Raw genomic sequence first — 25,797 nt, 5'->3', positions numbered from 1 at the left:
ACTAGGGTTGGCCCTTTTCCGAACGCAAGCTTCGCCACGAACAGCACACGGCATCAGCGGTTCGGCCGGCGCATTTTCAAGGGATTGGCTGGGATGGGACGTCTCTCGACGCATGTGCTCGACACGGTCAATGGCAGGCCCGCAGCCGGACTGACGCTCGCGCTCGATCGCCTGACGCCCGATGGCAAGCGCGAGCGCATCGTCGAGACGACGACCAATGCCGATGGACGCACCGACCAGCCTTTGCTCACCGGAGAGGCCGTCCAGCCCGGCACCTACGAACTGACATTCGCGCTCGGCGCCTATTTTCGTTCGCTCGGCACCGCCATGCCGGAGCCGGCTTTCCTCGACATTGTGCCGATCCGCTTTGGCATCGCTGACGTGGAAGGCCACTACCATGTCCCGCTCCTGGCCTCGCCCTGGAGCTACTCGACCTATCGCGGCAGCTAGCGCATCGGCCCGAAGAGTAGTTTGCGGTCTTCGGGAAAGCCGATGCAACGCAGAAGCCTGGACATCGCCGCCCGGTCCCAATCCTGGCGCCCTACCGCAAAGTCAGAATCACCCTCGCGAGCATCAGCCATGAGCGACCAGACCTACCCCCGCGACCTCGTCGGCTATGGCCGCAATGCACCGCATCCGCATTGGCCGGGCAATGCCCGCATCGCCGTGCAGTTCGTGATCAATTACGAGGAAGGCGGCGAGAACTGCATCCTGCACGGCGACGCGGCCTCGGAGGCCTTCCTCTCCGAGATCGTCGGAGCCGCCCCCTGGCCCGGCCAGCGCCACATGAACATGGAGTCGATCTACGAATACGGCTCGCGTGCCGGCTACTGGCGGCTTTGGCGCATGTTCACCGAACGCCACCTGCCTGTGACGGTGTTCGCCGTTGCGAGTGCGCTGGCCCGCTATCCCGAGATCGTCACCTCGATGAAGGAGGCAGGCTGGGAAATCGCCACCCATGGGCTGAAATGGATCGACTATCGCAGCCTGCCCGCCGAGCAGGAGCGCGCCGATATCGATGAGGCGATCCGTATCCAGCGCGAACTGACCGGCGAAAGGCCCCTCGGCTTCTACCAGGGCCGTTCGTCCGAGAACACGACGCCGCTGATGATGGAGGAAGGCGGCTTCCTCTACACCGCCGACGCCTACGCCGACGAACTGCCCTACTGGATCACCGGAGCGAAGGGCCCGCAGCTCACTGTGCCCTATACGCTCGACGCCAACGACATGCGCTTCGCGACGCCACAGGGCTTCAACACCGGCGAGCAATTCTTCACCTATCTCAAGGATTCCTTCGACACCCTCTATGCGGAGGGGGACGAAGCGCCGAAGATGATGTCGATCGGGCTGCATTGCCGGCTGGTCGGCCGTCCGGGGCGCGCCGCGGCGCTGGCCCGTTTCCTCGATTATGTCCGCAGCCATGACCGCGTCTGGGTCGCGACCAGGCTCGATATCGCCCGCCACTGGATCAGGCAGCATCCGCCCGCCGGGGGCTATCAGCCATCACGACTCCCGAAAGCCCTCTTTGCCGAGGTGTTCGGCCGGGTCTGGGAACACTCGCCCTGGGTAGCCGAAGCAACCTACGACGCCGGTCTCTCGCCCTGTGAGGACAGCGCGGAAGGCCTGCACTCGGCAATGGCGAAAGTGATGCGCTCCGGTTCGCGCGACCAGCAGCGTGCCCTTCTCCTCGCCCATCCCGATCTTGCGGGGAAACTCGCCGCCGCTAAGGAACTGACCCCGGAGTCGACGGTCGAACAGGCCTCGGCCGGCCTCGACCGGCTGACCAGCGACGAGCGCGCACGCTTCACTGCGTTGAACGAAGCCTACAAGGCCCGCTTCGGCATCCCCTTCATCATCGCAGTCAAGGGGCTCACCAAGAACGAAATCGTCGTCGCCTTCGAGGAGCGCCTGAAGAGCACCCCGGAGCAGGAATTCCTGACCGCGCTGGTCCAGGTGGAGAAGATCGCGCTGCTGCGGTTGCAGGATCTGTTGCCGGCAGGCTGAGGGCGCTACAGCCCGCTGACCAGATGGCCGCCGTCGACGGCAACGACCGAGCCGGTCATGAAGCGGGCTGCGTCTGAGCACAGCAGCAGAAACGGGCCGTCGAGATCGGCGAGATCGGCGGCACGGCGCATCGGGATGCGCTTGATCAAGGCCTTGCCCTCATCGGTCTCGAAGAAGGCGCGATTGAGATCGGTGACGACATAGCCCGGCGCCAGCGCGTTCACCCTGATCTTGTGACGCGCCCATTCCAGCGCCAGCGCCTTGGTCATCTGGATCAGTCCGGCCTTCGAGATCGCATAGGGCGCGACGCTGAGTGCCACGCGCTCGCCGAGGATCGAGGCGATATTGACGATGGCGCCGCCGCCTTCCTGCTGGGCCATCAATCGCGCCGCCGCCTGTGCGGCGAAGAAGCAGCCCTTCAGATTGATGTCAAGATGGGCATCCCATTGCGCCTCGCTCAGGCCGAGCGCGCGCTCGGGATCGGCAATGCCGGCATTGTTGACCAGCAGATCGAGGCCACCCATTGCAGCGTGCGCCTCCGGGATGCCGGCCTCGATCGCGGCGACCGATCCGATGTCGAGCACGAGCGGCGTCACCTTGCCCGGCAACCCGGCGCAGGAACGAGCCAGCTCGGACAACCGGTCGAGGCGGCGCGCAGCAGCAGCGACATGGGCGCCCCGCGCCGCGAGAAGCCGGGCGAAATACTCGCCAAGCCCTGAAGACGCACCGGTCACCAGCACGCGCTTGCCCTGCAGATCCCCAAACATGCCGCTTCCTCCCCGCTCCTCGATGCAACGCGAAGGGACACCGCCGCAATGCGGGGGTCAACCGGCCGTTAGACCGCCCTCGGCAGCGGCGAACCTTTGCTGCGTTGCGGAACAGCCCGGTCTCGTCCGCGTTCTGGAACAAGAGTTCGGCCAGGAGGGATCACATGTTCCGGATTCTATTGATCATCGCGGTCATCGCCATCGGCTTTGACGCGGTCGTTCATCAGGGCGCCTATACCCGCGAGATCTGGCTGAGCCTTGTCGGCCTGACCAACTCTCTGCTGGGCAGCATCAAACAGTGATAGCCCGGAGCCGTGCACTCAGGCCGCGGCTCGCTCCTCGACGAGGGACGCGATCGCATCCAGCATCTGCGTGTCGTCCCCGGCCATTCCGTCCATCGCCGCCATGCGGAGGATGACGGTGGCCGCGACCGTCTCCTCCACCGTATCCTCGGCAAAGGCATAGAAGATCGTGGCGTGCTGACCGTCGCGATGGCAGCGGCCTTCGATCTGCTGCAGCTGGATCGCGCTGTGTCGCATGTCGTGGACGACCAGCGACCGCTCGCGCTCGCCGCCGGCCATCTCGCCGCGATGCAGCGAGATCGATTCCGTCACGGTAAAGACGACGACGTCGAGCGCCCCGGTCTGGAAGGAAAGCCGCGTCTCTTCATTGGCCTGCCCGGAATGCTCGCCATTGATCTCGCCGACCTTCCAGCCGCGCCCGCGCAGCATCTCCGTCAGCATCGCGCTGGTCTCGAGAAAGGCGACGGAGATCGCGACCTGTTCGTCATTGCCGAGCAGGTCCTCGACGAAATCGGCGGTGCCCGGAATACGCAGCAGGCTCGCCTTCTGGCGGAACCTGAGATCGGCCGCCCAGCCCGCCGGCTTGCGTGTCGAACCACCGGCCAGGCCGAGCTCCCGCCGAAACTCGCGCCATGTCGCGTCATAGAGACGCCGTGCCGCCGCATCCAACGCGATCGGCGCCAGCTCACGCTGCACCTCTGGCCAGCCGGCGATCTCTTCCGGCCGCCGGCGCAATCCGATTGCGTTCTCGCCCCGGTACAGCAGGTCCGACATGAGCTTCCGGTCGGCCTCGTTCGACTCCCAGCTCCAGTTCTTCCAGCGCCCCTTGGCCCGGCCAATCTTCAGGCGCTTCATCAGTGCGCGAAAACCGTCGAGATCGGCGCTCGGAGCACCGGCTGCCTGGGCCAGCAGCGGTCCGAGATAGGAGAGTTCGTGCGGGGATTGGCCCGCCGTCGCGCTCATATAAATCGCGAAGCGGGCCGCCGCGGCCATCTGGCGGCAGACCAGTCCCTGCTGCGAGTTCGGATTGCGGATGCGATGCGCCTCGTCGATCACGACGATCGGCCAGACCCGCTTCGGCGTTCCGAGTTTCGCGAGCTCGTTGTTCTTCGCCCGCGTCGAGCGTTTCTTGCTGTCGGTGGGGGCTGCGAGCAATGACTTCGTCCGCTCGAAATTCATCAGCGTGATCTTCTTCGGCGGCAGGCCGGAATGCGTGATGGTGCGCCGCCACTGCGGGATCGCGCCCTTGGGGCAGATCACCAGCACCTCGTCCTCCGGCATCGCGGCAACGGCGAGCCAGGCCGAAAGCGTCTTGCCGAGTCCGGTCAGATCGCCGAGCAGGAAGCCAGGTTTGCCAGCCGCCCGTGCGGCAAGGATCGCATCGCGCGCGACAAGCTGGTGCGGGTGCGGGATCATGATCTCCGACGGCGCCACGCCTCTTCCGGTCGGCTTCGTCATTCAGCCCTCGGTTTCTCTTGCTTCGGCAGGTATGGCCGCCTGTCCGGTCCGCGGCGTCGCCGCTGCAGCCACGGCGTCCGCGGCCTGCAGTTCCGCGATCAACATGGCGATGAAATTCGTCACCAGCCGCGGCAGCACGCGGCCTGACATGGTCTGCACTTGCAGGCTGCGCGGCGGCAACTCGCCATCCCTGAGCGGCAGCGCGACCACCGAGCCATCCCGGACCGAGGCACCGAAGGAGATGCTGCTGGCGAACATCACCGCACCGCCGAGCTTGCAGAGATGTCTGAGGCTCGCGACATTGGTCGTGACAAGAACCGGGTCGACGGTCAGGCCCCGAGCCGAGAAGTAGATATCGACGATCCTGCGCACCGTCGCCTCGCCATCGAGCACCCCGATCGGATGGGCGAAAATATCCTCGATATGGATCGGCGTCTTGGTCGCCAGCGGATGATGCGGCGCGACAAAGGCATAGGTCTGGGCCGCACATTGCCAGTTGATCGTCACCCCGCGCTCCGGCTGCAGCACGAAGGTCAGGCCGATATCGACCGAGCCAGTCCGGATATGCTCGGTCACGACCTGAGGCGATATCACCTTGAGATCGAAAGCAACATTGGGGTGGAGCTTCCGGAAATTGTAAATGACTTCGGGGATGAAGCTGACGGCGAAGCCCTCGGTGACGCCGAGGCGGATCAGGCCCTTGCTGGCGCTGCGCAACTCGCGGATTTCGTTGACGATCTGCTCGCTCTCGAGCTCCAGGCGCTGGGCATAGGCGGCAAGCGTCTGGCCGGCCTGGGTCAGGATCATGCCGTGCGAGCGCCGCTCGAACAGGCCGGCGCCGAGTTCCTTTTCCAGATTGGCGATCTGCCGGCTGACGGCCGAACCGGCAACGCGCAGCCGCTGCGCCGCAGCGCTGACGGAACCTGTTCGCGCCACTGCCAGGAAATATCGCAACGCCGGAGTTTGCATGATCGGGCTTTAGCGATGCTTTGCCGGTTCGGCAACGATCCCTTCTATTCATTCTTATGGCGGCAAGCGCTTTCCTTAGGCAGATTTCAAACTGCATGCAGAGCGACGGATAACCGTTGCCGCACGTGGCTACACCAAGACGAGCGATAACGCTGCGAGGGGAAGAAGAATGAGATTTGTCACGAAGGCCATCGCGCTGGCCCTGGCTTCGACGGCTCTGGCCGCAGCGGGAGCGGCCACGCCGGCATTCGCCCAAAAGGCCGCCAATACCGTCCGTTTCGCCTATGATCAGGCACCTGAGAACGTCGACCCCTTCTTCAACAACGTCCGCATCGGCGTGATCATCGGCGCCAATGTCTGGGACACGCTGGTCTATCGCGATCCGATCACCAACGAATACAAGGGCCAGCTCGCCAAAAGCTGGAAACAGATCGACGACAAGACCATCGAGTTCGAGCTCCGCGAAGGCGTGAAGTTCCACAACGGCGAGGAATTCGACGCCGATGACGTGGTCTACACCCTGAACTTCGTCGCCAAGCCCGAGAGCAAGGTCGTCACCCAGGGCAACGTCAACTGGATCGAGAAGGCCGAGAAGCTCGACAAGTACAAGGTCCGCCTGACCACCAAGGAGATCTTCCCGGCCGCGATCGAGTATCTCGCCGGACCGGTCGTGATCCATCCGAACGAGTATTACGAGAAGGTCGGCCCCAAGGGGCAGAACGAGAAGCCGGTCGGCTCGGGCCCCTACAAGGTCACGAACTACGTCCCCGGCAAGTCGATCACCCTTGAGACCAACAAGGACTATTTCAAGGATTCGCCCAAGGCGCAGGCCAAGGTCGGCAAGATCGAAATCCGCTTCATCCCCGATCGCCAGACCCAGATGGCCGAGATGCTGTCGGGCGGTGGCGACCTGATCATGCACGTGCCCAAGGATCAGGCCGACCAGCTCAAGACCGTGCCGATGCTGCAGGTCGTCTCCGGCGAGACGATGCGCATCGTCTTCATGCAGATGAACATCCTCGAGAACACGCCCTCCCCGGCGCTCAAGGATGAGCGTGTCCGCAAGGCGGTCATCCACGCCATCGACCGCGAGGCGATGGTCAAGAACATCGTCGGCGACGGCTCGCGCGTCATCAATACGATCTGCTTCCCCTCGCAGTTCGGCTGCACGGACGAGGGCGCCGCACGCTATCCCTACGACCCTGCCAAGGCCAAGGCGCTGCTCGCCGAGGCTGGCGTCAAGGACCTCACGCTCGACATCGTCGCCTATCGCGAGCGCAATCAGACCGAGGCGCTGATCGGCTATCTCCAGGCCGTCGGCATCAAGACCAACCTGCGCTTCCTGCAATACGCCGCCATGCGCGAGATGATCGCCACCAACAAGGCGATGCTGACGCACCAGACCTGGGGCTCGTTCTCGGTCAACGACGTCTCGGCCAACACACCGAACTATTTCGCTTTCCGCAGCGAGGACATCACCCGTGATCCCCAAGTCCGCGACCTGCTGAACAAGGGCAATAATTCGGTCGCGCCGGAGGTCCGCAAGGAGGCCTATAAGGAGGCGCTGAAGATCATCGCCGACAAGGCCTATGCCGCGCCGCTCTATTCGCTGCCGGTCTATTACGTCGCGAACAAGGACCTGGTCTTCAAGGCCTATCCGGACGAGCTCGTCCGCTTCTGGGAAATGAGCTGGAAGTAGCACGCTCTCAGCCCCGCTCGAGCGAAGCGTCTTCCCGGATCGGCGCCGACTGCGCCGGTCCGCAATCCATGCCAGAGCGCCTCGGACGGGGATTCAGGCGTGAATCCCCGCTTCCCGGCGCGCTCAGGCCGGGATGACCAGGGATTTCGTTCCCCATGAACATCATTGGAAGCACCACGTGTTAGGCTTCATTCTCAAACGGCTGGGCCTGGCGCTGCTTGTCGCGCTCGCCGTCTCGGCCATTGCCTTCTTCCTGTTGCGCCTGTCGGGCGATGTCGCGGTCGCGATCGCCGGCGAAGGCGCGCAGCAGGCCGATATCGACCTGATCCGCGAGACCTACGGCCTGAACCGGCCAATCGTCGTGCAGTATCTCGACTGGCTCTGGCGGACACTCTCCGGCGATCTCGGCACGTCGATCTATTTCAAGACGGACGTCGCCTCGCTGGTGATGGCAAAGCTGCCGGTCACGCTGATCCTCGGCCTGACATCGCTCGCCTTCGCGCTGCTGATCTCGATTCCGCTGGGCGTGCTCGCGGCGATCTACGCCAATAGCTGGATCGATCGTGTTGCGCTGGCGATCGCCGTCGTCGGCCAGGCGATGCCGAACTTCTTCTTCGCGCTGATCCTGGTGATGCTGTTCTCCATCACCCTGCGCTGGCTGCCGGTTTCCGGCTCCGATAGCTGGCTGCACTACGTCATGCCGACCGTGGCGCTCGGCTATTACGCCGCGCCGGCCTTCATGCGGCTGATCCGCGCCGGCATGATCGAAGTGCTCTCCGCCGACTATATCCGCACCGCCCGTGCCAAGGGGCTGCCCCCCGGCAAGGTCGTGTTCAAGCACGCGCTGCGCAACGCGGTCGTCCCCGTCGTGGCGCTCGCCGCCGTCCAGCTCGGCTTCCTGCTCGGCGGCTCGGTGGTGATCGAAACGATCTTCGCGCTCGATGGGCTCGGCTACCTCGCCTATCAGAGCATTACCTACAAGGATTTCCCGGTCATGCAGGTCGTCGTCCTGCTGCTCTCGGTCGTCTACGTCCTGCTTACGCTCGCGGCTGATATCGCCAATGCCTGGCTCGACCCGCGCATCAGGGTAGCTTGATCATGAGCGAAAGCGCACTTTCGGCTCCCGACGCGCCCGAGCTTTCCGAAGCCCGCAAGCTGTTGCGCCGCATGCTCGGCCAGAAGGCCTTCGTCTTCGGCGTCGGCCTGCTGCTGCTCTTCATCGCAATGGCGCTGCTCGCGCCGGTTCTGGCGCCGCATGATCCCTATCTGCAGAACCTGACGGCCCGCAATGTGCCGCCGTTCTGGTACGAGAAGGGCAATTGGGCCCACCCGCTCGGAACCGATCCGCTCGGGCGTGACTATCTCTCACGCCTGCTCTACGGCGCCCGGATCTCGCTGCTGATCGGCATCAGCGTCGTCATCATCTCGGGCCTGATCGGCACGACGATGGGCCTGCTCGCCGGTTATTTCGGCGGCCGGATCGACATGCTGATGACGTTCCTGGTGACGACGCGCCTGTCGATGCCGGTAATCCTGGTCGCGCTCGCGGTCGTCGCCATCGTCGGCTCCTCGCTCTGGATCGTCATCCTGGTGCTCGGCCTGCTGAAATGGGACCGGTTCGCAGTCGTCATGCGCAGTGCGACCCAGCAGGTCCGCTCGCTCGACTATGTCGCCGCCGCTCAGGCCGCCGGCGCCTCGACCACGCGCATCATCCTCGGCGAAGTGCTGCCCAACATTGCGCCCCATCTCATCGTCGTCGCCACGCTGGAAGCGGCGAGCGCCATCCTGCTCGAAGCAGCGCTCTCCTTCCTCGGGCTCGGCGTGCAGCCGCCCCTGCCCTCCTGGGGTCTGATGATCTCCGAAGCCAAGGCCTACATGTTCTTCTCGTTCTGGCTCATCGCCCTGCCAGGCACGGCGCTCGCCGTGCTCATCTTCGCGATCAACCTCGCCGGCGACGGCCTGCGCGACGTGATCTCGCCGGAGGGTCGCTCCTGATGCAGGCCTCCGACAACACCGTAATTCTGGATGTCGACGGTCTCACCGTCGACATCGCCACCCCGCGGGGCCCGCTCCATGCGGTCCGCGACCTCTCCTTCAAGGTCGAGCGCGGCAAGACACTCTGCCTCGTCGGCGAGTCCGGCTGCGGCAAGTCGATGACCTCGCTTGCGATCATGGACCTGCTGCCGAAGGCTGCGAAGCGCAGCGCCCGCAAGCTCGGCTTTGCCGGCGAAGACCTCGCCAGGGCTGGCGCCAAGCGCATCAACAGCCTGCGTGGCAACCGCATGGCGATGATCTTCCAGGAACCGATGACGGCCCTCAATCCGGCCTACACCATCGGCGACCAGATGACCGAGGCCTATCGCCTGCACAAGAAGGCGAGCGAGACGGAGGCACGCGAGCGCGCGACCCATCTGCTCGACAAGGTCGGCATCGCCAATGCCGCGCAGCGTCTCGGCCAGTATCCACACCAGCTCTCGGGCGGCCTGCGCCAGCGCGTGATGATCGCCATGGCGCTGATGTGCGGCCCCGAACTGCTGATCGCCGACGAACCGACCACGGCGCTCGACGTCACCATCCAGGCGCAGATCCTGAGGCTGCTTGCCGACCTCCAGCAAGAGCTCGGGATCGCCATGGTGCTGATCACGCACGACCTCGGCATCGTCGCGCGCATCGCCGACTGGGTCGGGGTGATGTATGCCGGGCAGATCGTCGAAGAAGGCCCGACGGAAGCGATCTTCCGCCAGCCGCGCCACCCCTACACCCAGGGATTGATCGACTGCATTCCCGTCCCTGGACGGACCGAGCCCGGCGGCAAGCTCGGCGTCATTCCCGGTGTCGTCCCCTCGCTCGTCGGCGAGATCAGGGGCTGCAGCTTCCGCGATCGCTGTAAGCACGCTGCAGCGGCATGTGCCGAAACCCCACCCTTGCGCCACCGGCCTGACGGCCAGAGCTGGCGCTGCATCCTGGAGGACGCGGCATGAGCGGCGCTCTCTCGACCAACACCCTGCCGCAATCCAATATCCTGCTCGAGGCCCGCGAGCTGACCCGTTCCTTCTCGGTCAGCCAGGGCCTGTTCAAGGGCAAGCGCACGCTGCACGCCGTCAACGGCGTATCGCTGGCCATCGCCAAGGGTGAGGTGCTGGGCATCGTCGGCGAGTCCGGCTGCGGCAAGTCCACGCTGGCGCGCATGCTGCTCGGCCTGCTGCCGCCTTCGAGCGGCGAGATCGCGCTCTCCGGCGAGAATGTCGGGAAGCTCGGACGACTCGGCATGGCCAAGCGGGTGCAGCCGGTTTTCCAGGACCCGTATTCCTCGCTCAACCCGCGCCGCACGATTGCCTCGATCGTCGCGCTGCCGCTCGCCGTGCAGGGCATCGGCACAGCAACGGAACGGCGCAAGCGCGCCATCGACATCCTCGAGAAGGTCGGCCTGCCAAAGCGCTTCGCGGACCGGTACCCGCGTGAACTCTCGGGCGGCCAGCGCCAGCGCGTCGCCATCGCGCGTGCGCTGATCCTCAATCCCGAGATGGTGGTCTGCGACGAACCGACCTCGGCGCTCGACGTCTCCGTGCAGTCGCAAATCCTCAACCTGCTCAACGACCTGCGCAGCGAGCTCGGCCTGACCTATGTCTTCATCAGCCATAATCTCGTGGTGGTGGAGCATATCGCGACCCGCGTCGCCGTGATGTATCTCGGCCGGGTCGTCGAGCTGACCGATACCGCGACCCTCTTCAAGGCGCCGCGCCATCCCTATACCAAGGCGCTGCTCGCCTCGGTGCTGACGCCGGAGCCGGGCAAGGGCATCCCGGAAACCGGCCTCGGCCTCGCCTTTCCCGACCCGCTCAACCCGCCGCCCGGTTGCCCCTTCCATCCGCGCTGCCCGGCGAAGATGGCGCAATGCGCGACGGTGACGCCCAAGCTGCGCCAGGACGAGAGCGGGCTGGTCGCCTGCCATCTCTACGAATCCGCCGCCTCAGGCGCAACAGCATCCTGACATCCAAGGAGACGACCATGACCCGCGCCAAGGCGATTGCGCATGCGTATGACTATTTCGACAGCGGCAAGTTCAAGACCGACCTTGCCCGCCTCGTGGCAATGCCAACCGAAAGCCAGAACCCCGAGCGAGCGCCCGTTCTGAGCGAGTATCTCGAGACGGAAATGCAGCCGCTGCTGGAATCACTCGGCTTCACCTGCAGGACGCTGAACCATCCGCGCGCCAAGGGCCCGTTCCTTTTCGCCGAGCGTATCGAGGACCCGAGCCTGCCAACGATCTTCGGCTATGGCCATGGCGACGTGATCCGCGGCCTCGACAAGCAGTGGAGCGAGGGCCTCTCCCCCTGGACACTGACCGAGCGCGGCGACCGTTGGTATGGCCGTGGCGTCGTCGACAACAAGGGTCAGCACGTCATCAACATCAACGCCCTGCGTGCCGTCCTCGAAACGCGCGGCAAGCTCGGCTTCAACGCCAAGTATCTGATCGAGATGGGCGAGGAATGCGGTTCGCCGGGCCTGCGCGAGCTCTGCACCGAGCAGAAGGAGCTGTTCAAGTCGGATGTGCTGATCGGCTCGGACGGCCCGCGTCTCAATGCAGAGCGCCCGACGGTGTTTCTCGGCTCGCGTGGCGGGGTTACTTTCGATCTCACGATCAACGCCCGCGAAGGCGGCCACCATTCCGGCAATTGGGGTGGCATTCTCTCCGATCCAGCTATCCAGCTGGCCCATGCCATCGCCTCGATCGCCTCGCCGACCGGCCAGATCCGTATCCACGAATGGGTGCCGAAGGAGCTGCCCGAGCCGGTGCGCAAGGCGCTCGCCGATTGCGAGGTCGACGGTGGCCCCGATGGTCCGGTGATCGATCCGGAATGGGGCGAGCCGGGCCTCTCGCCTGCCGAGCAGGTGTTCGGCTGGTGCTCCTTCGACGTGCTGGCGATGAAGTCCGGCGTGCCCGAGACTCCCGTGAATGCCGTGCCGCCGAACGCCTGGGCCCGCTGCCAACTCCGCTTCGTGGTCGGCATCGATCCGCAGGAAGTGCTGCCGGCACTCCGCCGTCACCTCAAGCGCCATGGTTTCGGCATGGTCGAGGTCACGCTCGCTCGTGACGAGATCTTCAACGCCACCCGGCTCGATCCCGAGGACGCCTGGGTGCACTGGGCGCTCGCTTCGATCGCCAAGACCACCGAGAAGAAGCCCGCGCTGCTGCCCAATCTCGGCGGCTCCCTGCCGAACGACATCTTCTCGGAGATCCTGGGCCTGCGCACCATCTGGGTGCCGCATTCCTATCCCGGCTGCTCCCAGCATGCTCCCGACGAGCACCTGCCCGTCGCCATCGCGCGCGAGGGTCTCGGCATGATGGCGGGCCTCTACTGGGATCTCGGCGAGGGCAACACGCCGGCGCTCTAGAGCATGCTGCGAAATAGCGGCAACGGTTTTTCGCACTCAGCATGCTCTGAACGATGAGAGTCGATCACGTTTTCGGCGTTTGGACGATTTCGCCCAAACGCAGCGTGATCTGAGGCCTATTCGACAGGCTTGCGCGGCGCCCTGTCGGGCGGCAGATCGAACGGTGTCGCCGGAGGCCTTTCCGGCGGCACATTCGGCGGCAGCTCCCGCGGCGGATCACGTGGAACGCCGACAGGCTCCTCCTCAGGGGGCGATTCGACCGGCGGAGCCGGCGGCACTTCTGCCGGCGCCAGAGGCGGGGCTTCCGGCGGCGGAAATGGCGGCTGCGGCACTCCCGGTGAGTTGAGCCAATCGGTGGTCGTCGCGGACATCACGAACTCCTTGTTCGGTCATCAACGCGTCGAAGCCGCGAAGGTTCGCGCCGGCCTGCCAAACACCCCGGCACTCCGAGAGCGCTGCTCGACGGCAGCGGCATCAGTGCCGTGGTACGGAGGAGCGCGGAGGAACGGCCCGCCGGTCAGGGCCCCGAGGAATCCCCGGACTCCGTCCCGGCCTGGGCGCCAGATCCATTTCCCTGCGAGGATTGATTCCCCTTCGGTGGCCGTCCCTGCACCCAGCGCTCGAGCGAATGGTCGATGGCGAGCAGGACGAGCGCTATCGCCGTGCCGGTGAGAGCCACCCGCCAATGACCAAGCCCGGCCGCTGAACCGAGTGCTGCTGTCACCCAGACGGCCGCTGCCGTCGTCAACCCATGCGGCATAAGATCGTTCTCGCGCCGAATGATGACGCCCGCGCCCAGGAAGCCGATGCCGGTGAGGACGCCTTGCACGACGCGGCTCGCGGCGTCGGGATGGGGTGCCCCGTAGAGCTCCCCGCTAAACAGGGCGGCCGCAGCAGCTGCGCCGACACCGACGAGGCCGAAGGTGCGGATGCCGGCACTCTTGTGCCTCAGCGTCCGCTGCCAGCCCACTGCAATGCCGGCAAGCGCACCGCAGAGCAGCTTCAGGAGGATGTCGAATTCGGTCAGCATGCGAAGCGGTTCCGGACGACGCGGCGAAGCCTCATTTCTCTACTCACCGGCGCGATCGATCAACAGCGCGGCCATTTCCTCAACCGCACTCGCTACAATTTACATGATATTACGTGAATTAAAGTAATTGCCGTTGATCTACGCACAATGCTCATATTACAAGCAGCGTACCCAAAGGGCCGGACCAGTGCGGGCAGCGTGAAACTCTTCAGTCCCATTCTCGCGGGCGCCACGATCTCGGAGCGCCTGATCGCCTGTGCCGGTGCATTCGTCGCCATCGCATTGACCGCCGCAGCCGGCCTTCTCTTCCCCGCTCCTTCACCCTTGGTTGTTGCCCCGATTGGGGCTTCGGCGGTCTTGATCTTCGCCGTGCCGACAAGTCCGCTCGCCCAGCCCTGGCCCGTCATTGGTGGCAACGTCATCTCCGCCTGCGTCGGCCTTTGCGTCGCCTGGGCTGTTCCTGACGTCACCCTCGCCGCAGCCCTCGCAGTGGCGCTCGCGATCGCCGTCATGTCGGTCACGCGGTCGCTTCACCCTCCCGGCGGCGCGGTTGCCCTGACTGCCGCACTTGGCGGCTCGGCTGTCGCCAAATGGGGGTCTCTGTTCCCGCTGATCCCCGTCGGATTGAATTCGCTGGCCTTGGTTGCGCTCGGGGTGGCATTCCATGCCCTCTCGCGCCGCTCCTATCCCCATCGTGCAGCACGAACCGAGCTGAACAGACTCCCGAATGGCTCAGCTCAGCCCTTCAGCGCCGCGGATATCGACGAGGCTCTGGCGCAAATGGGCGAGACCTTTGACATCGCTCGCGATGATCTGGACCGGTTGCTGCAATATGCGGAGGCCAATGCGGCACGCCGACAAGCTCGGACGTCCTGAACGTCAGCATCGACGGCTGGATTGCACCGCCGTTCCGCTTGTCTATTGCTATAGGGCGCTTCGGTTGCCTCGCCATGCTTGGAGTCGCGGCCGCGCCCCCGCATTCTGGATCTGGACCACGTCATGCTGAGCGCATTTCCGCGGATCGATCTTGTCGGCGGCCCAACGGCGCTTGAGCCGATGCATCGCATCAGCCATGTGACCGGGCATCCGCAGCTTTGGATCAAGCGCGACGATTGCATGCCGCTGGCCTTCGGCGGCAACAAGGTGCGCAGTCTCGAATTCTGGATCGGAGAAGCGCTCGCACGGAACAGCGACGTGCTGGTGGTGGCCGGCGCCCTGCCCTCCAACCAATGCCGGCTGGCCGCCGCGGCGGCAGCAAAAATCGGCATCGACATGCTCGTCCTCTATGCCGGAGACGCATCGGCACCTCTGCGCGGCAACGCCCTGCTGACAAAGCGACTGGGAGCCGACATCCAGATGCTCGGCCCCGTTGGCGAGGAGGAGCGTGGGCGGCTGGCACGGCGGACAATTGCCGAACTCGAGGCAGCTGGACGGCGGCCCTATCTGATTGGCGATCCGGTTCTGGGAGCGTTGGGCTATGTCCGCGCGGCGCAGGAGCTGTCCGAACAGGCCCAAGCGCTGAATCTCGACCTGCGACACATCGTTCTTCCCGGCTCGATGGGCGTGACGGAAGCGGGAATGATCTTCGGAGCAGCCATCCTCGAGCTGCCGTGGACCTTCCATCTGGTCAGCGTCGAATACGATGCGCCCACCCTTCGGCGCCGGCTCGACGATATCCTGGGCGATCTTGCGGGGCTTGTTGGCCGAGCACTGCCATCAGGGTATCTCGACCGCGTCCGGATCGACCTCGGACAACTCGGCGAGGGATATGGCACCCCGACGCCCGCATCGCTTCAGGCGGCAGCTCTCTTTGCCCGGCATGAGGCGCTGATGCTTGAACAGACCTACGTGGCCAAAACCTTCGCCGGGCTTCTGAAGCTGGCAGAAGAGCACATCATTCCGCCCAATGAAGCGGCCTGCATCCTGCACACCGGCGGCACGCCGGCGATTTTCGAGCAGAACTATTCAGACTGATCCGATCCTCTCCGTTGCGCCATGTTTGCAGCGGCTTGCGCCCATCCGAGCGCACCGCACCTTGGGCAGCGGTAACGCGTCTGGAGCCTACACGGCGTGTTGGCCGTGCGCGGTTAGCAGCAGATTATTCCGTAGCCTGACCACCGCCTTCTGTACGGCAGTTGTCTCATCGCCGAGACCACTGGCCTGCAACAGGCTCATCCCGCGCGCCCTTTCACGGATGCTGCGTCCCGCAGCCGTGAGACTGACGAGGACCTGACGCTCATCCGCCGGGTCCCGGCGGCGGTGGATATAGCCCAGGGCCTCGAGCTTCTTGAGGATCGGCGTGAGCGTGTTCGATTCCAGGAACAACTTCTCGCCGAGGCTGCCGACGCTTTGGTTGTCCTGCTCCGAGAGCGCCACGATGGCGATGAACTGCGTGTACGAGGTGAGACCGAGCGCATCGAGGATCGGCTTGTAGGCGCGACCGAAGGCCAGGTTCGCGGAATAGACAGCGAAGCAAAGGAAATCGTCCAGGCCGGACGTATCTGCGTCGAGGGAAACGGCGGCTGACATGACGGTGGCCTCGCGGGGTTGTGATCGCTCCGCATCATATATATCGCAACCGATTAAATCGGAAGAGATTGACACGGCTGAGCATCCATCTATTTAAAGCGCCACCGATTGAATCGCTACCGATTCAATAAAACCTGAAAGGACACCACCATGGCCGCCAAGGTTCTCTTCACCGGCAAGACCCACAACACCGCCGGCGCCAACGGCGCCGCGCGCAGCGACGACGGCTTCCTGGACATCAAGCTCGCGCAGCCACATCCGGCAGCCGAGAACCTCTTCGGCGCCGCTTGGTCGGCCTGCTATATCGGCGCAATCCAGGCTGCCGCCGCGCGCAAGAAGGTGGTCCTGCCGACCGAACCTTCTGTCGACGCGGAGATTGACCTGAACCTGGACGGCGGACAGTACTTCCTCGCTGCCCGCCTGGCGGTGACCGTCCCCGGCATCGAGCGGACCGTGGCGCAGGCCCTGGTCGAGGCCGCGCATGAGATCTGCCCCTACTCGAAGGCCGTCCACGGCAACATTGCCATTCAGACCACGCTCGTCTGAGCGGCCGCAGAGACAACGGAGCGACGCGTCAGGCTCGCTGGCGCGTCGTCCACCCTGCGGAAACCATCCGCCATTTGGACTTGGGTCGCTACGCACATCAGAGGCACTACGGAACGTCGGTAGCGCCGTCGGCTGCATCTGCCGGTTGGCTTGCCAGGAGCGCCAAATGCCGCCGCGCGCCTCACGCTCGAAGCGGGCGCGCCCCATTCCTGATGGGCGCTATCTCGGCGGATCTGGTCAAAAAGGGCTGGAGGCTGCCGGTGCTGAGCTGGAGCGGAAATCTGACCGGCTCAGCGCGAATGGGCAGCCGAACGTGCAGAACGAACTGCAGAATGGCCAATCCGACCCGGCATCGGGCGGGCGCCCGATCGGGCTAAATGTCTGAACTTCAGGAAAGGTTCGTGGTGGGTGATGTAGGGCTCGAACCTACGACCCGCTGATTAAGAGGAAGTTGGCTTAACGGTTTCTGTGCGTTTCAACTCGCCCCAACAAGTAACATAACCCCTTGCCCAGGAAGCCTTTTCTAGTCAATTCTCTGTTTCAATCCGCGCCACAGAAGTGCGTGCAGTTTCGCACGGGATGAACCTGAGAAGAACCTGATGCCAAAAGCCGTACCCGCACTCACCGCAACGGCGGTGCGCTCGATCAAGCCTCCTCGCGAGGGCGTGACAGAGGTCGCTGATGGCGGATGCCCGGGTCTCAGGTTAAGGGTGTCGGCGGCGGGCGACCGCCGTTGGACCCTAATGATCACAGACAGCCACGGCCGTCGGCGGCGGTTTGACGTCGGCACCTACCCCACTACCGGACTGTCGGATGCTCGCACCGCTGCCCATTCTCTCCGTGAAAAGGTTCGGCAGGGTTATGACCCTGTTGCGGAGAAGATAGCGCGACTGCGCCGCCAAGACGCCGCTCACAGCGGCAGCGGCACCCTAGCGGCCCTGATCGACGCTTACGGCGGCACCGAAGGAAACGCTAAGCGGGGTTGGAGGGATGCGAAGGCGCGCTGCTCATCCGTTTTCAATTGCCTCTTGGAGCGGCCTGCCCTCGACCTGACCCTCACCGATCTACAACTGGCCGTCGATGGCCATTCCTCGAAGTCGAGTGCGGCCGCCGCTGTCCGGTATCTGCGCCCGATGCTGAAATGGGGATCCAAGCGGGGTCTCTGTCCAAAGGGCATCGCCGCGGAGTTGGAACAGCCGCGCGGCGCCAATCGTGCCCGTGCCCGTTATCTCTGCGACGACGAGATAAGGGCCGTACTCGGGGCGCTCGACACACCCCATCTCGCTGGCGGCTATGCCGACTGCATGCGCTGGCTATTCTGGACTGCCTGTCGCCTTGACGAGGCGGTCGGCGCGACGTTTGGCGAGATCGAGAGCGGGATTTGGTTGATCCCGGCGTCGCGCACAAAGAGCGCGCGGGACCATGCTATCCCTCTTCCACGACAGGCCATTGAGTTCCTTCAAGGGCGACAGGACGGTGCGGCAGACTTGCTCTTTTGCAACCGGCGAGGTGGCCGGCTCGAAAACTGGCCGAAGTTCCAGCTGCGGTTATTTTCACTCACCTCGACCAGCGGCTGGCACCGCCACGACATCCGGCGGACCGTGGCGACCCGACTAGGCAACCTTGGCGTCGCTCCGCATGTAATCGAGGTCGTCCTGGGGCATGCCGTTCCGCATACCGCGCTCGCGAACGTTTATAACAAGTCCCGGTATTTCGCCGAGCACCGAGAGGCGATCCAGGCCCTCGCCGACGACCTGGACCAATTGCGGGAGAGGCCCGCGTGAACCTGTTTGACAAAACGTCATGCCAAGAGCTTGCACGGCTCCTGAAATGCCAGCCCACCGACATCGCAACGGAGGTTGAGATGATCGAAGCTGCGATTTTCGAGCTTCGCAGAATCAAGGCCCTTTCAGGCAGTGAATTGAAGGAACAATGCAGACAACTTCGTTCCCGCGCAGACCGACTGGCGACCGCAGCCAAGGAACTCCGAACGACCATAAAAGTTGAACCTCTCGACATCTACCGCCAGGTTAACCTCCCAACACCATTGGACATAGAGCAGGCGGCGCAGACGCTCGAACGTACCGCCGTATCAATTGGCACGATCGCCGATACCTTCATATTTCGAAGGCTCCATCATCTCCCGATCGGTAGTAAGAACAATCGGCTGAAGCTGGAGACTTGGATCTTGTGGCCGACCCTCGCCGGGATCTGGATGTCGAGGGGCTGGAGCCCGACTGGTACGCCAGACGGACCGTTTTTCCGTCTTGTTGAGTTTGTCCACAGGCTCGCCGAGTTGCCGGAGCCCCGACAGGCAACCTTGAGGTCCGCCTTGAAACGCTCGGTCTTGGCAGATGCTCGCAATAGCTCGAACCTTCGATACTTGGCTGGCCTCTACGCCCCGCCAGAATCAGGCATTTAGCGGGGCAGAAATAAACTCTCTAATCATCCTACCTCGTGTCCCCAACCCGTCGCATCGTCTCCTGCAACATCACGAACGCGCAGGAGACGACGGTGGCTCAGACAACGAATCCCGACCAGAAGGTCGCCGACAGTATCCTCCGCTGTCGTGAAGTCGAGCACGCGACAGGTCTTTCGAGGACGACGATTTGGCGGGAGCGCAGGGCGGGCCGCTTCCCGCAGCCCGTCCAGATCACGGCCACCCTTCGCGGCTGGCGCGCCAGTGACGTCATCGCTTGGCTCGAACGCCGCCCTAGTGTCGATCAGAGCGGAGCTTCATAGTCTCATTCGCCGTCAAACTCGGGGGCGGACCGTCTGGCGCGTCAGCGACAGTGACGCGTTCATCGCACGAACAAGCGAAGCGTCGCGGTCACTGAAGTGAACGGCTCACGGTGAGCGCAAGCGGCCGGGAAGCCGGGCGCGTGACGCTGCGCACCAATGGCGCTGAACCGCAAACAGCTCTCACAAATCTCGAGCCGGAGTCTCACCATGCGTGTGCATCATCCCCGCTCGGGCACCGGCCGCGCGCGCGCCGACGAGCCAATTTGGGCTCGCCGCGGCTGACGTCGCGTTGCTCGACGCGCAGCTGGAGCATCCACCGCGGCCCGCAAGCCGCCCGCTATTTCCTTGGGGACAGTCGATGCACGACAGGACCGCAGGCTCACCGATCGAATTGACCGTCTTCACCAAGGAAGGCGGGCCGCTGACCAAACAGATCTCGCTCGCCCCCGATGGCACGCTGATACAGGACAAGTCCGCCTGTGTGATGAGCCGGGGCGCTGCCGCGCGTGTCATGGTCGACGGCGTCAACGGACTCGGCGAACTGATCGAAAAACTGACGCCATCGCAGGCAATCGCGCTTGGCGCCCTTCGCGCCGATCTCCCCGACAAGGTTGAGGTCACCACCAAGAAGAACCTGCGCAACGGCACGGTACGGCCGGACCTGATCGCCCGCGTCGCCGCCAATATCGTCTATCGCGGACCAGCCTTCGCCCTGATCGATTTCGACACCAAGTCGATGCCCGACCCGGTCGCGGCCGGGCTGAGGCAGCATGGCGGCTTCTGGCCAGCGCTGCTGGCGGTGCTGCCGGTGCTGGACGGCGTCGCGCGCCTGACGCGGAGTTCGACCAGCGCCGGCCTGTCGCGCAGCGATACCGGGAAGGCCTTGCCGGGATCGGACGGCGTCCATGTCTACCTGATGGTCAGGGATGGTGCCGATGTCGAGCGGTTCCTGCGCGCCCTGCACGACCGCTGCTGGCTGGCCGGTCTGGGCTGGTTCGTGGTTAGCAGCAGCGGTGCGCTGCTCGACCGCTCGCTCGTCGATCGCATGGTCGGACAGGCATCCCGACTGGTGTTCGAAGGCGGGCCGATCCTGCAGCCGCCACTACAGCAGGACAAGGCGAGACGTCGCCCCACCAGCGTTCTGGGCGCGGTACTGGACACCGTGGAAGCCTGTCCGCCGCTGTCAATCGCCGAGCGGTCGCGCCTCGACGAACTCAAGGCCAAGGAGCGCGAGCGGATGGCACCCGAGAAGGCAAAGGCACAGGCCGCCTTCGTCGCGCGGCAGGCCAGGAAGCTGGTCGAGCGGACCGGCGTCAGCGAGGCCGTGGCGCGGCAGATCGTCAGCCGGCAATGCGAAGGCATCCTGCGGCCGGTCGTCGAACTGGTGTTCGATGACCCCGACCTGTCCGGGTGCACGGTCGGCGACGTGCTGTCCGACCCGGAACGCTTCGAGGGCGAGACGCTGGCCGACCCTCTCGAGGGTGCGGATTACGGGCCTGGCAAGGCGCGGATCATGCGCGGGGACGATGGCACGCCATGGATCCACAGCTTCGCGCACGGCCGCACCGTCTACGAACTCAGGCATGACGCGGCCAGCGTGCGCGGGGCGATGGAGCAGGCGGCGAAGGAGCAGGTGGTGGCGGTCTTCGCCCGGCTCGCCGCAGCTGCCGATCTCGACGCGATCGAACTCGCCGAGCTGCGGGAGAAGGCCAAGACGCTGTCCGGTGCCGGCTTACGCGAGATCAATTCCATGCTCAAGGCGGCGCAGAAGCAGCATGCCAAGAAGCAGGCTCAAGGCGCACGGGCGCGGCGCGCCGCCCAGCGACAGGATCCGCGGCCGCTGATCCGTGCGCCAGCGCCCGATGAACCGTGGCTGCCGCAGATGAAGGTGCTGAACGAGGTGGTCGGGGGCGTAGAGGAGGAGGTACCTCCGGTCCGCAACATTGATGCCGACGCAACCCGCGTACGCAAGCTCCGGGTCAGGGACATGCATGCATTCACCAGTGCCAATGAGGGAGACGCCGCATGACCAGACTGCCTGCGCCCGAGCAATGGGTGCTTTCGGTGATGAGCGAAATGGAAGTCGCCGAGATGATCGAGAAGCATATCGAGCACTATGTCGAGGATGCGGATGGCAATCGCCGTTCGGTGCATTATCCGGCCCCGTTCGTTCGGCACTACATGAACCGGGATGACGATGCCCTGCCGACCGTGGTGGCGATTGCGACGGCTCCCATCGTTCTGGCGGACGGCGGGCTGCTGGCTCCGCGCGGGCTCGATAGCCTGCGCGGCATCCAGTTCATCATTCCCGAGGAGCTGCGCGCGGTCGTGCCGCGCTGGGAGGACTGCACGGAGGATGCGGTCAGGAAGGCGATGGAGTTCCTGTGCGACGATTGGCTGGTCGACGTCGCCACCGACGATGATGGGAAGTGCAGCATCATCGCGGCGGCCCTGACGCTGATCGAGCGGTCGCTGCTCGACCAGAGGCCCTGCTTCTTCGTGACAGCCGGGCGTCGCGGCAGCGGCAAGACCACGGCGCTGACAATGCTGATCTACGCCGTGACCGGGATCCTGCCATCGGCGGCGGCGTGGTCGACGAACGAGGAGGAGCGGCGCAAGGCGTTGTTGGCCTATTTCATCGCCGGCGTTCCCTATATCCTCTGGGACAACATCGCGCGCGGCTCGCAGATCTCGTGCCCGCATATCGAGAAGTCCTGCACGGCGGCCTATTACTCCGATCGCAAGCTCGGCTTCAGCGAGACGGTCAACACGGCCGCAGCGACGATCCACCTGTTCACGGGCAACAATATCAGGGCGAAGGGTGACCTGGCCTCGCGCAGCCTCGAGATCCGTCTCGATGTCGATCGTGTCGACCCGGAGAACCGGGAGGTCGTGCATCCGTTCCCGGTCGAGTGGACCGGGGACCATCGCGCCGAGATTATGGCAGCGCTATACACGATCCTGCTGGGCAATCCGCAGCTCAAGGCCAAGCGCAATGCTGCGGGCAAGACCAGGTTCAAGATGTGGTGGCGGCTGGTCGGATCGGGGGTTGAACACGCCGCCAAACTGACCGGGCACAAACTGGACTTCCAGACCCTGTTACTCGCGCAGGAGGAGGATGACGAGGAATCGGCATCGCTCGCCGACATGCTCGAAGCCTTGGCGACGTACCTGGGCGACGCAACGTTCCCGGCGAGTGCCGTGACGGCGATGATCAACAGTCGGAGCAGGCCCGAAGACGCCCAGATCGTGCGCGATGTCCTGTTTCCAGGTGCCATGGCCGAGCACGTGTTCACAGCAAAAGCTGTAGCCAGAATGCTGAAGAAGCATATCGACGAGCCGGTTCAGAGCGGCCAGCGCACGCTTGTCCTGCGTCGGACGGTCGATCCGCACAGCAAGGTGCATGTGTATCGTATAGTCATTACCCGGCCGCAGACTGAGGGTGCGTAGCTGCGGGTTTCGCGGGGTTCGCGGGTTTCGCTACAACGCTGAAATTTTCAGGATAAGAATACTTTTGGGGTGCACAAGCACCGTGAAGAATATTTTTTACTAGAAAGAAATAGGACTGTAGGAAACACCGCGAAACCTGCGAGACCCGCAACGCTCCGCGCCGTCAGCCTTGGGCGCGGCGAATGCAATGCGGGGATAGCTGGGCCTAGCCCGGAGCCCAAGTGCGGCTAATCAGCGGCCAGCCTATCCAGCAGCGGCGCGACCAGCTTGGACGCTGGCGGCCTTCTGGCGGGCGCGGCAGGGTTGTCCGGTCCGCATGCGCGTCATGCTGCGTCCCGTGCAGGTAGGCGTTCGTGAACTAGGGAACGACGCGCTTGTGCCGAAGTCCACTCCAGCCTCGTCAGCACTGCCACGCCGCATCCAGCCTCGGCTGCCAGCCGCAGGAGGTGCGCGAGGAACTCGTCCTGATCCTTGAAGGGCAGGTTCGTAACAACCCGGTCGACACCGATGCTCCCCACTCGTTGCCGGCCTGACACCCTTCCTGCGATGATCGATGAAGGCGCCGCGGCGAAGGTGGTTGCCCGCAGCTGCGGCGTTTCACTTTTCGGCGGGCGCGGCCGGCGAGCCCCTGCTAAAATAGCTCACCGCTCGCGCGCGCCGCGCGCAGGCGCGGGAGAGCACGCCATGCAGCGAAGGAACCTGCTTAGCGCCCGGGATCGCCTCGGCGCATCGATCATCGAACTCATCGCCGCCGATGTCGCAGAGCACGGCCCGGAGGTGGTCGAGCAGCTGCGGCTCAAGAACGTCGCCGCCTACGCGCGCCTGGTCAGCGACCTGGTGCATTTCAGGAAGCTGGCGACGGAGCGGAACACGCAGACCAGACGGAGACCGCGCGCGCTCCGGTTGAAGGATGTCCTCAGAGCGATGGACGACCAGCCGATCGACGTGAACAACCCGCTTCTGCCACCGAAGCATCGCGAGCGCTGGCTGAAGGGCATCGAAGCACTGAGCCCTCGTTCGCCCTATGATTTTAGCCCCTCGGAACTCGCCGCCTTGTGGGGTGCTGATCTTGCTTCGTGGTTCGAGAGACACGCACGGGGCGTCCCGTGATGGGAGGATGATAATGATCACCTACGAAGAGGTGAAGTATGCGGCGTGATGGCCTTGATCAGTTCATGGAACTGGACGGGGTGATGGATACCCAGAGCATCGAGCAACTGCCGGCCAGTGCGCTTGCAGTAGTCCATCATCTTGATCTGCTCGTCGGTCTTCTTGATCAGCGACATATCGGGCTGATCGCCGTAGTGCCTGGCATAGACCCACGCCGCCCTGATGAAGTCGCAGACCGCCTGGGTATCGTTGCGACCGTGCTCGGAGATGCGGCTAAGCTCCATGCGGTGGATGCGCCACTTCTTATCCTCCGACTGGCCATCGTCTCCTCCCTGCACGACGACATAGACGAAATTTTCGGCATCAGCGTCCTTGTCTTCAGTCGAATTACCGAGACGCACCGTGATCTTCCGAAGGCATCCTCGCTTCGGGTCATCGTAGCTGACCTTGACCGAAGGCATTTTCCACTCACTGCGAACCCTATTCTGGTAGTCAAGCTGTCCGGCGGACCGTTCCTTGAGTGTGGTCAGGTCGCCGAAAGCCACTTTGGCGCGGTTGCGCAGGAAAACGGGCGATAGCCCATATTCTCGGGCTATCTCGCTGATCGCGTCTTCCTCGGGAACATCATTCAGGATCGAATCTTTAAGGTCCTTAAGAGCGTCGTTGGGCTGTTTCATCAGCTTTTCCTTAACAAAAGGCGCATTTTCGGCCTCTAATGAACCTTCAAAACAGGGGGCTGCTGCGCGGCTCCCCACCCGCGAAGAAGCCGGACGGTTATGGCGCCTCTCAATATAGCTTTATTGAAGTGTGTCTGCAATGGTGCGCGAGTTAATATTCATTACTACTAGATTATTTCGGGTCCGAAATCATTAATTTATAGATGTATACATTGAGAATCTGATTCCAACCTTTCCTTTACCCAGAAGGGTAAGTTCGTCGAGCCCCTCGCGGAAGACGATCTAATGATGTCCCGGTTGGCCCTTAGCCCGTTGTAAGGAATCTAATTGCACGTATAGTCTCCATACATGCCGGGAAAGGGCAGGAGATGAGGCGGGCAGTTGGGTACATCCGGGTCAGCACGGCGCAGCAAGGACGCTCCGGGCTGGGCATTGAAGCGCAGCGCGCCGCCATTGCTCGCTTTGCCCAAGTCGAACGCTTCGAGATTGTCGGCGAGCATGTCGAGGTCGAGTCAGGCAAGGGCTCCGACGCCCTCGATCGTCGCCCGCAACTCGCCGCAGCGCTGCGCGAGGCTCACCGGCACAAATGCGCGGTCGTCGTCGCCAAGCTCGATCGCCTGTCTCGTGACGTGGCCTTCGTCGCCGGTCTAATGGCGCAGCGCATTCCATTCATCGTCACGGAGCTGGGCGCGGATGCCGACCCGTTCATGCTCCACATCTATGCCGCGCTCGCCGAGAAAGAGCGCGCGATGATCTCCGCCCGCACGAAGTCGGCGCTGGCCGCTGCGAAAGCAAAGGGCACGAAGCTCGGCAACCGGACGAACCTGGCAGAGGCACAGGCCAAGGGCGCGGCCACGGGCAGGGCCAATGCCGAGCGCTTTGCCGCTGCGCTCCTGCCGATGATCCGCGATGCTCGCACGTCGGGCTCTTCGCTCCGGGCCATCGCGGACATGCTCAATGCCAGAGGCGTCCAGACGGCTCGCAAGGGCAAATGGGCCGCGACGCAGGTGCGGGACATCCTTCTCCGCGCATAGGGGTCTTGGGTTGTGCTGAGCGGTGCGAGAAAGGACTGCAAATCCTTGCACGGGGGTTCGATTCCCTCCGAGGCCTCCAACGG

At 64.1% G+C, this 25,797-nt stretch carries 27 protein-coding genes and 1 tRNA gene; 21 read left to right on the top strand and 7 right to left on the bottom strand.

From position 1 onward, the window contains the following. Nucleotides 1-93: 93 nt before the first annotated feature. Both uraH and puuE read left to right on the top strand, forming a co-directional pair. Nucleotides 94-450, top strand: a complete 357-nt coding sequence (gene uraH / locus BIWAKO_RS18640; protein ID WP_069879927.1) for a hydroxyisourate hydrolase — start codon at nt 94-96, stop codon at nt 448-450. A gap of 129 nt (nt 451-579) precedes the next feature. After that, on the top strand, nt 580-2,004 hold the full coding sequence (gene puuE, locus BIWAKO_RS18635) for an allantoinase PuuE (RefSeq protein ID WP_069879926.1): 1,425 nt from the start codon (nt 580-582) through the stop codon (nt 2,002-2,004). 5 nt (nt 2,005-2,009) lie between these two features. Here the strand turns inward: puuE and BIWAKO_RS18630 are convergent, their stop codons facing one another. Beyond that, complete coding sequence (locus BIWAKO_RS18630; RefSeq protein ID WP_069879925.1) at nt 2,010-2,771, bottom strand: SDR family NAD(P)-dependent oxidoreductase; 762 nt, start codon at nt 2,769-2,771, stop codon at nt 2,010-2,012. A 164-nt stretch (nt 2,772-2,935) separates the two neighbouring features. Here BIWAKO_RS18630 and BIWAKO_RS36000 point away from each other — a divergent pair, with 164 nt between their 5' ends. Beyond that, the gene (locus tag BIWAKO_RS36000; RefSeq protein WP_176733351.1) at nt 2,936-3,073 is read left to right on the top strand and encodes a hypothetical protein; all 138 of its coding nucleotides are present in this window, start codon (nt 2,936-2,938) and stop codon (nt 3,071-3,073) included. An 18-nt stretch (nt 3,074-3,091) separates the two neighbouring features. On the opposite strand, the gene BIWAKO_RS18625 is transcribed toward BIWAKO_RS36000, so the two are convergent. Together BIWAKO_RS18625 and BIWAKO_RS18620 are read right to left on the bottom strand one after the other, a co-directional pair. After that, complete coding sequence (locus BIWAKO_RS18625) at nt 3,092-4,531, bottom strand: SNF2-related protein (protein ID WP_069879924.1); 1,440 nt, start codon at nt 4,529-4,531, stop codon at nt 3,092-3,094. After that, entirely contained in the window at nt 4,532-5,500 is a 969-nt protein-coding gene (locus BIWAKO_RS18620) for a LysR family transcriptional regulator (protein WP_069879923.1), read from the bottom strand. Between the two features lie 169 nt (nt 5,501-5,669). On the opposite strand from BIWAKO_RS18620, the gene BIWAKO_RS18615 reads away from it, so the two are divergent. From BIWAKO_RS18615 to BIWAKO_RS18590, 6 genes are all read left to right on the top strand, one after another. After that, nucleotides 5,670-7,199 (top strand): ABC transporter substrate-binding protein, encoded by a 1,530-nt coding sequence (locus BIWAKO_RS18615; RefSeq protein WP_069879922.1) that lies wholly within the window; start codon nt 5,670-5,672, stop codon nt 7,197-7,199. 178 nt (nt 7,200-7,377) lie between these two features. Then, nucleotides 7,378-8,295, top strand: a complete 918-nt coding sequence (locus BIWAKO_RS18610) for an ABC transporter permease (protein WP_043237557.1) — start codon at nt 7,378-7,380, stop codon at nt 8,293-8,295. 2 nt (nt 8,296-8,297) lie between these two features. After that, nucleotides 8,298-9,194, top strand: coding sequence for an ABC transporter permease (locus BIWAKO_RS18605; RefSeq protein ID WP_069879921.1), 897 nt, complete (start codon nt 8,298-8,300; stop codon nt 9,192-9,194). Beyond that, the gene (locus BIWAKO_RS18600; RefSeq protein WP_069879920.1) at nt 9,194-10,180 is read left to right on the top strand and encodes an ABC transporter ATP-binding protein; all 987 of its coding nucleotides are present in this window, start codon (nt 9,194-9,196) and stop codon (nt 10,178-10,180) included. The genes BIWAKO_RS18605 and BIWAKO_RS18600 overlap by 1 nt, the downstream gene beginning before the upstream one ends. Further along, nucleotides 10,177-11,190 (top strand): ABC transporter ATP-binding protein, encoded by a 1,014-nt coding sequence (locus tag BIWAKO_RS18595; RefSeq protein ID WP_069879919.1) that lies wholly within the window; start codon nt 10,177-10,179, stop codon nt 11,188-11,190. The genes BIWAKO_RS18600 and BIWAKO_RS18595 overlap by 4 nt, the downstream gene beginning before the upstream one ends. A gap of 17 nt (nt 11,191-11,207) precedes the next feature. Continuing rightward, nucleotides 11,208-12,596, top strand: coding sequence for a M20 family metallopeptidase (locus BIWAKO_RS18590; RefSeq protein WP_069879918.1), 1,389 nt, complete (start codon nt 11,208-11,210; stop codon nt 12,594-12,596). A 116-nt stretch (nt 12,597-12,712) separates the two neighbouring features. Here the strand turns inward: BIWAKO_RS18590 and BIWAKO_RS18585 are convergent, their stop codons facing one another. Next, nucleotides 12,713-12,967 (bottom strand): hypothetical protein, encoded by a 255-nt coding sequence (locus BIWAKO_RS18585; protein WP_069879917.1) that lies wholly within the window; start codon nt 12,965-12,967, stop codon nt 12,713-12,715. Nucleotides 12,968-13,113: 146 nt separating this feature from the next. After that, complete coding sequence (locus tag BIWAKO_RS18580) at nt 13,114-13,626, bottom strand: MgtC/SapB family protein (protein ID WP_069879916.1); 513 nt, start codon at nt 13,624-13,626, stop codon at nt 13,114-13,116. A gap of 198 nt (nt 13,627-13,824) precedes the next feature. Between BIWAKO_RS18580 and BIWAKO_RS18575 the strand changes: the two genes are divergently transcribed. Together BIWAKO_RS18575 and BIWAKO_RS18570 are read left to right on the top strand one after the other, a co-directional pair. Further along, nucleotides 13,825-14,502 carry an HPP family protein gene (locus tag BIWAKO_RS18575; protein WP_069879915.1) on the top strand — a complete coding sequence of 226 codons (678 nt, stop codon included), beginning with the start codon at nt 13,825-13,827 and terminating at the stop codon, nt 14,500-14,502. A gap of 123 nt (nt 14,503-14,625) precedes the next feature. Then, on the top strand, nt 14,626-15,600 hold the full coding sequence (locus tag BIWAKO_RS18570) for a 1-aminocyclopropane-1-carboxylate deaminase/D-cysteine desulfhydrase (RefSeq protein WP_074471575.1): 975 nt from the start codon (nt 14,626-14,628) through the stop codon (nt 15,598-15,600). 87 nt (nt 15,601-15,687) lie between these two features. Here the strand turns inward: BIWAKO_RS18570 and BIWAKO_RS18565 are convergent, their stop codons facing one another. Beyond that, the gene (locus tag BIWAKO_RS18565; RefSeq protein ID WP_069879914.1) at nt 15,688-16,155 is read right to left on the bottom strand and encodes a MarR family winged helix-turn-helix transcriptional regulator; all 468 of its coding nucleotides are present in this window, start codon (nt 16,153-16,155) and stop codon (nt 15,688-15,690) included. A 150-nt stretch (nt 16,156-16,305) separates the two neighbouring features. Here BIWAKO_RS18565 and BIWAKO_RS18560 point away from each other — a divergent pair, with 150 nt between their 5' ends. The 8 genes from BIWAKO_RS18560 (at nt 16,306) to BIWAKO_RS18530 (ending at nt 24,003) form a co-directional block, all read left to right on the top strand. Beyond that, nucleotides 16,306-16,701: an Ohr family peroxiredoxin gene (locus BIWAKO_RS18560; protein ID WP_069879913.1), complete on the top strand. Its 396-nt coding sequence runs from the start codon at nt 16,306-16,308 to the stop codon at nt 16,699-16,701. Nucleotides 16,702-16,867: 166 nt separating this feature from the next. Beyond that, nucleotides 16,868-17,086 (top strand): hypothetical protein, encoded by a 219-nt coding sequence (locus BIWAKO_RS18555; protein WP_069879912.1) that lies wholly within the window; start codon nt 16,868-16,870, stop codon nt 17,084-17,086. 214 nt (nt 17,087-17,300) lie between these two features. Continuing rightward, nucleotides 17,301-18,485 carry a tyrosine-type recombinase/integrase gene (locus tag BIWAKO_RS18550; RefSeq protein WP_069879911.1) on the top strand — a complete coding sequence of 395 codons (1,185 nt, stop codon included), beginning with the start codon at nt 17,301-17,303 and terminating at the stop codon, nt 18,483-18,485. Then, nucleotides 18,482-19,123 (top strand): hypothetical protein, encoded by a 642-nt coding sequence (locus BIWAKO_RS18545; protein ID WP_069879910.1) that lies wholly within the window; start codon nt 18,482-18,484, stop codon nt 19,121-19,123. The genes BIWAKO_RS18550 and BIWAKO_RS18545 overlap by 4 nt, the downstream gene beginning before the upstream one ends. A 35-nt stretch (nt 19,124-19,158) precedes the next feature. Continuing rightward, entirely contained in the window at nt 19,159-19,443 is a 285-nt protein-coding gene (locus BIWAKO_RS37350; protein WP_371332000.1) for a helix-turn-helix transcriptional regulator, read from the top strand. Between the two features lie 358 nt (nt 19,444-19,801). Continuing rightward, the gene (locus BIWAKO_RS18540) at nt 19,802-21,472 is read left to right on the top strand and encodes a hypothetical protein (RefSeq protein ID WP_069879909.1); all 1,671 of its coding nucleotides are present in this window, start codon (nt 19,802-19,804) and stop codon (nt 21,470-21,472) included. Next, nucleotides 21,469-22,893: a hypothetical protein gene (locus tag BIWAKO_RS18535; protein ID WP_069879908.1), complete on the top strand. Its 1,425-nt coding sequence runs from the start codon at nt 21,469-21,471 to the stop codon at nt 22,891-22,893. The genes BIWAKO_RS18540 and BIWAKO_RS18535 overlap by 4 nt, the downstream gene beginning before the upstream one ends. A gap of 684 nt (nt 22,894-23,577) precedes the next feature. After that, nucleotides 23,578-24,003 carry a hypothetical protein gene (locus BIWAKO_RS18530; RefSeq protein WP_069879907.1) on the top strand — a complete coding sequence of 142 codons (426 nt, stop codon included), beginning with the start codon at nt 23,578-23,580 and terminating at the stop codon, nt 24,001-24,003. A 17-nt stretch (nt 24,004-24,020) separates the two neighbouring features. On the opposite strand, the gene BIWAKO_RS18525 is transcribed toward BIWAKO_RS18530, so the two are convergent. Then, nucleotides 24,021-24,680: a hypothetical protein gene (locus BIWAKO_RS18525; protein WP_069879906.1), complete on the bottom strand. Its 660-nt coding sequence runs from the start codon at nt 24,678-24,680 to the stop codon at nt 24,021-24,023. A 368-nt stretch (nt 24,681-25,048) separates the two neighbouring features. On the opposite strand from BIWAKO_RS18525, the gene BIWAKO_RS18520 reads away from it, so the two are divergent. Together BIWAKO_RS18520 and BIWAKO_RS18515 are read left to right on the top strand one after the other, a co-directional pair. Next, nucleotides 25,049-25,714 carry a recombinase family protein gene (locus tag BIWAKO_RS18520; RefSeq protein ID WP_069879905.1) on the top strand — a complete coding sequence of 222 codons (666 nt, stop codon included), beginning with the start codon at nt 25,049-25,051 and terminating at the stop codon, nt 25,712-25,714. A 1-nt stretch (nt 25,715) separates the two neighbouring features. Further along, nucleotides 25,716-25,793, top strand: a tRNA-OTHER gene (locus tag BIWAKO_RS18515). Nucleotides 25,794-25,797 lie beyond the last annotated feature (4 nt).

Origin of the sequence: Bosea sp. BIWAKO-01 (genome assembly GCF_001748145.1) — a bacterium.
Taxonomy (GTDB): domain Bacteria; phylum Pseudomonadota; class Alphaproteobacteria; order Rhizobiales; family Beijerinckiaceae; genus Allobosea.
This window is presented reverse-complemented; position numbering and strand designations above follow the sequence as displayed.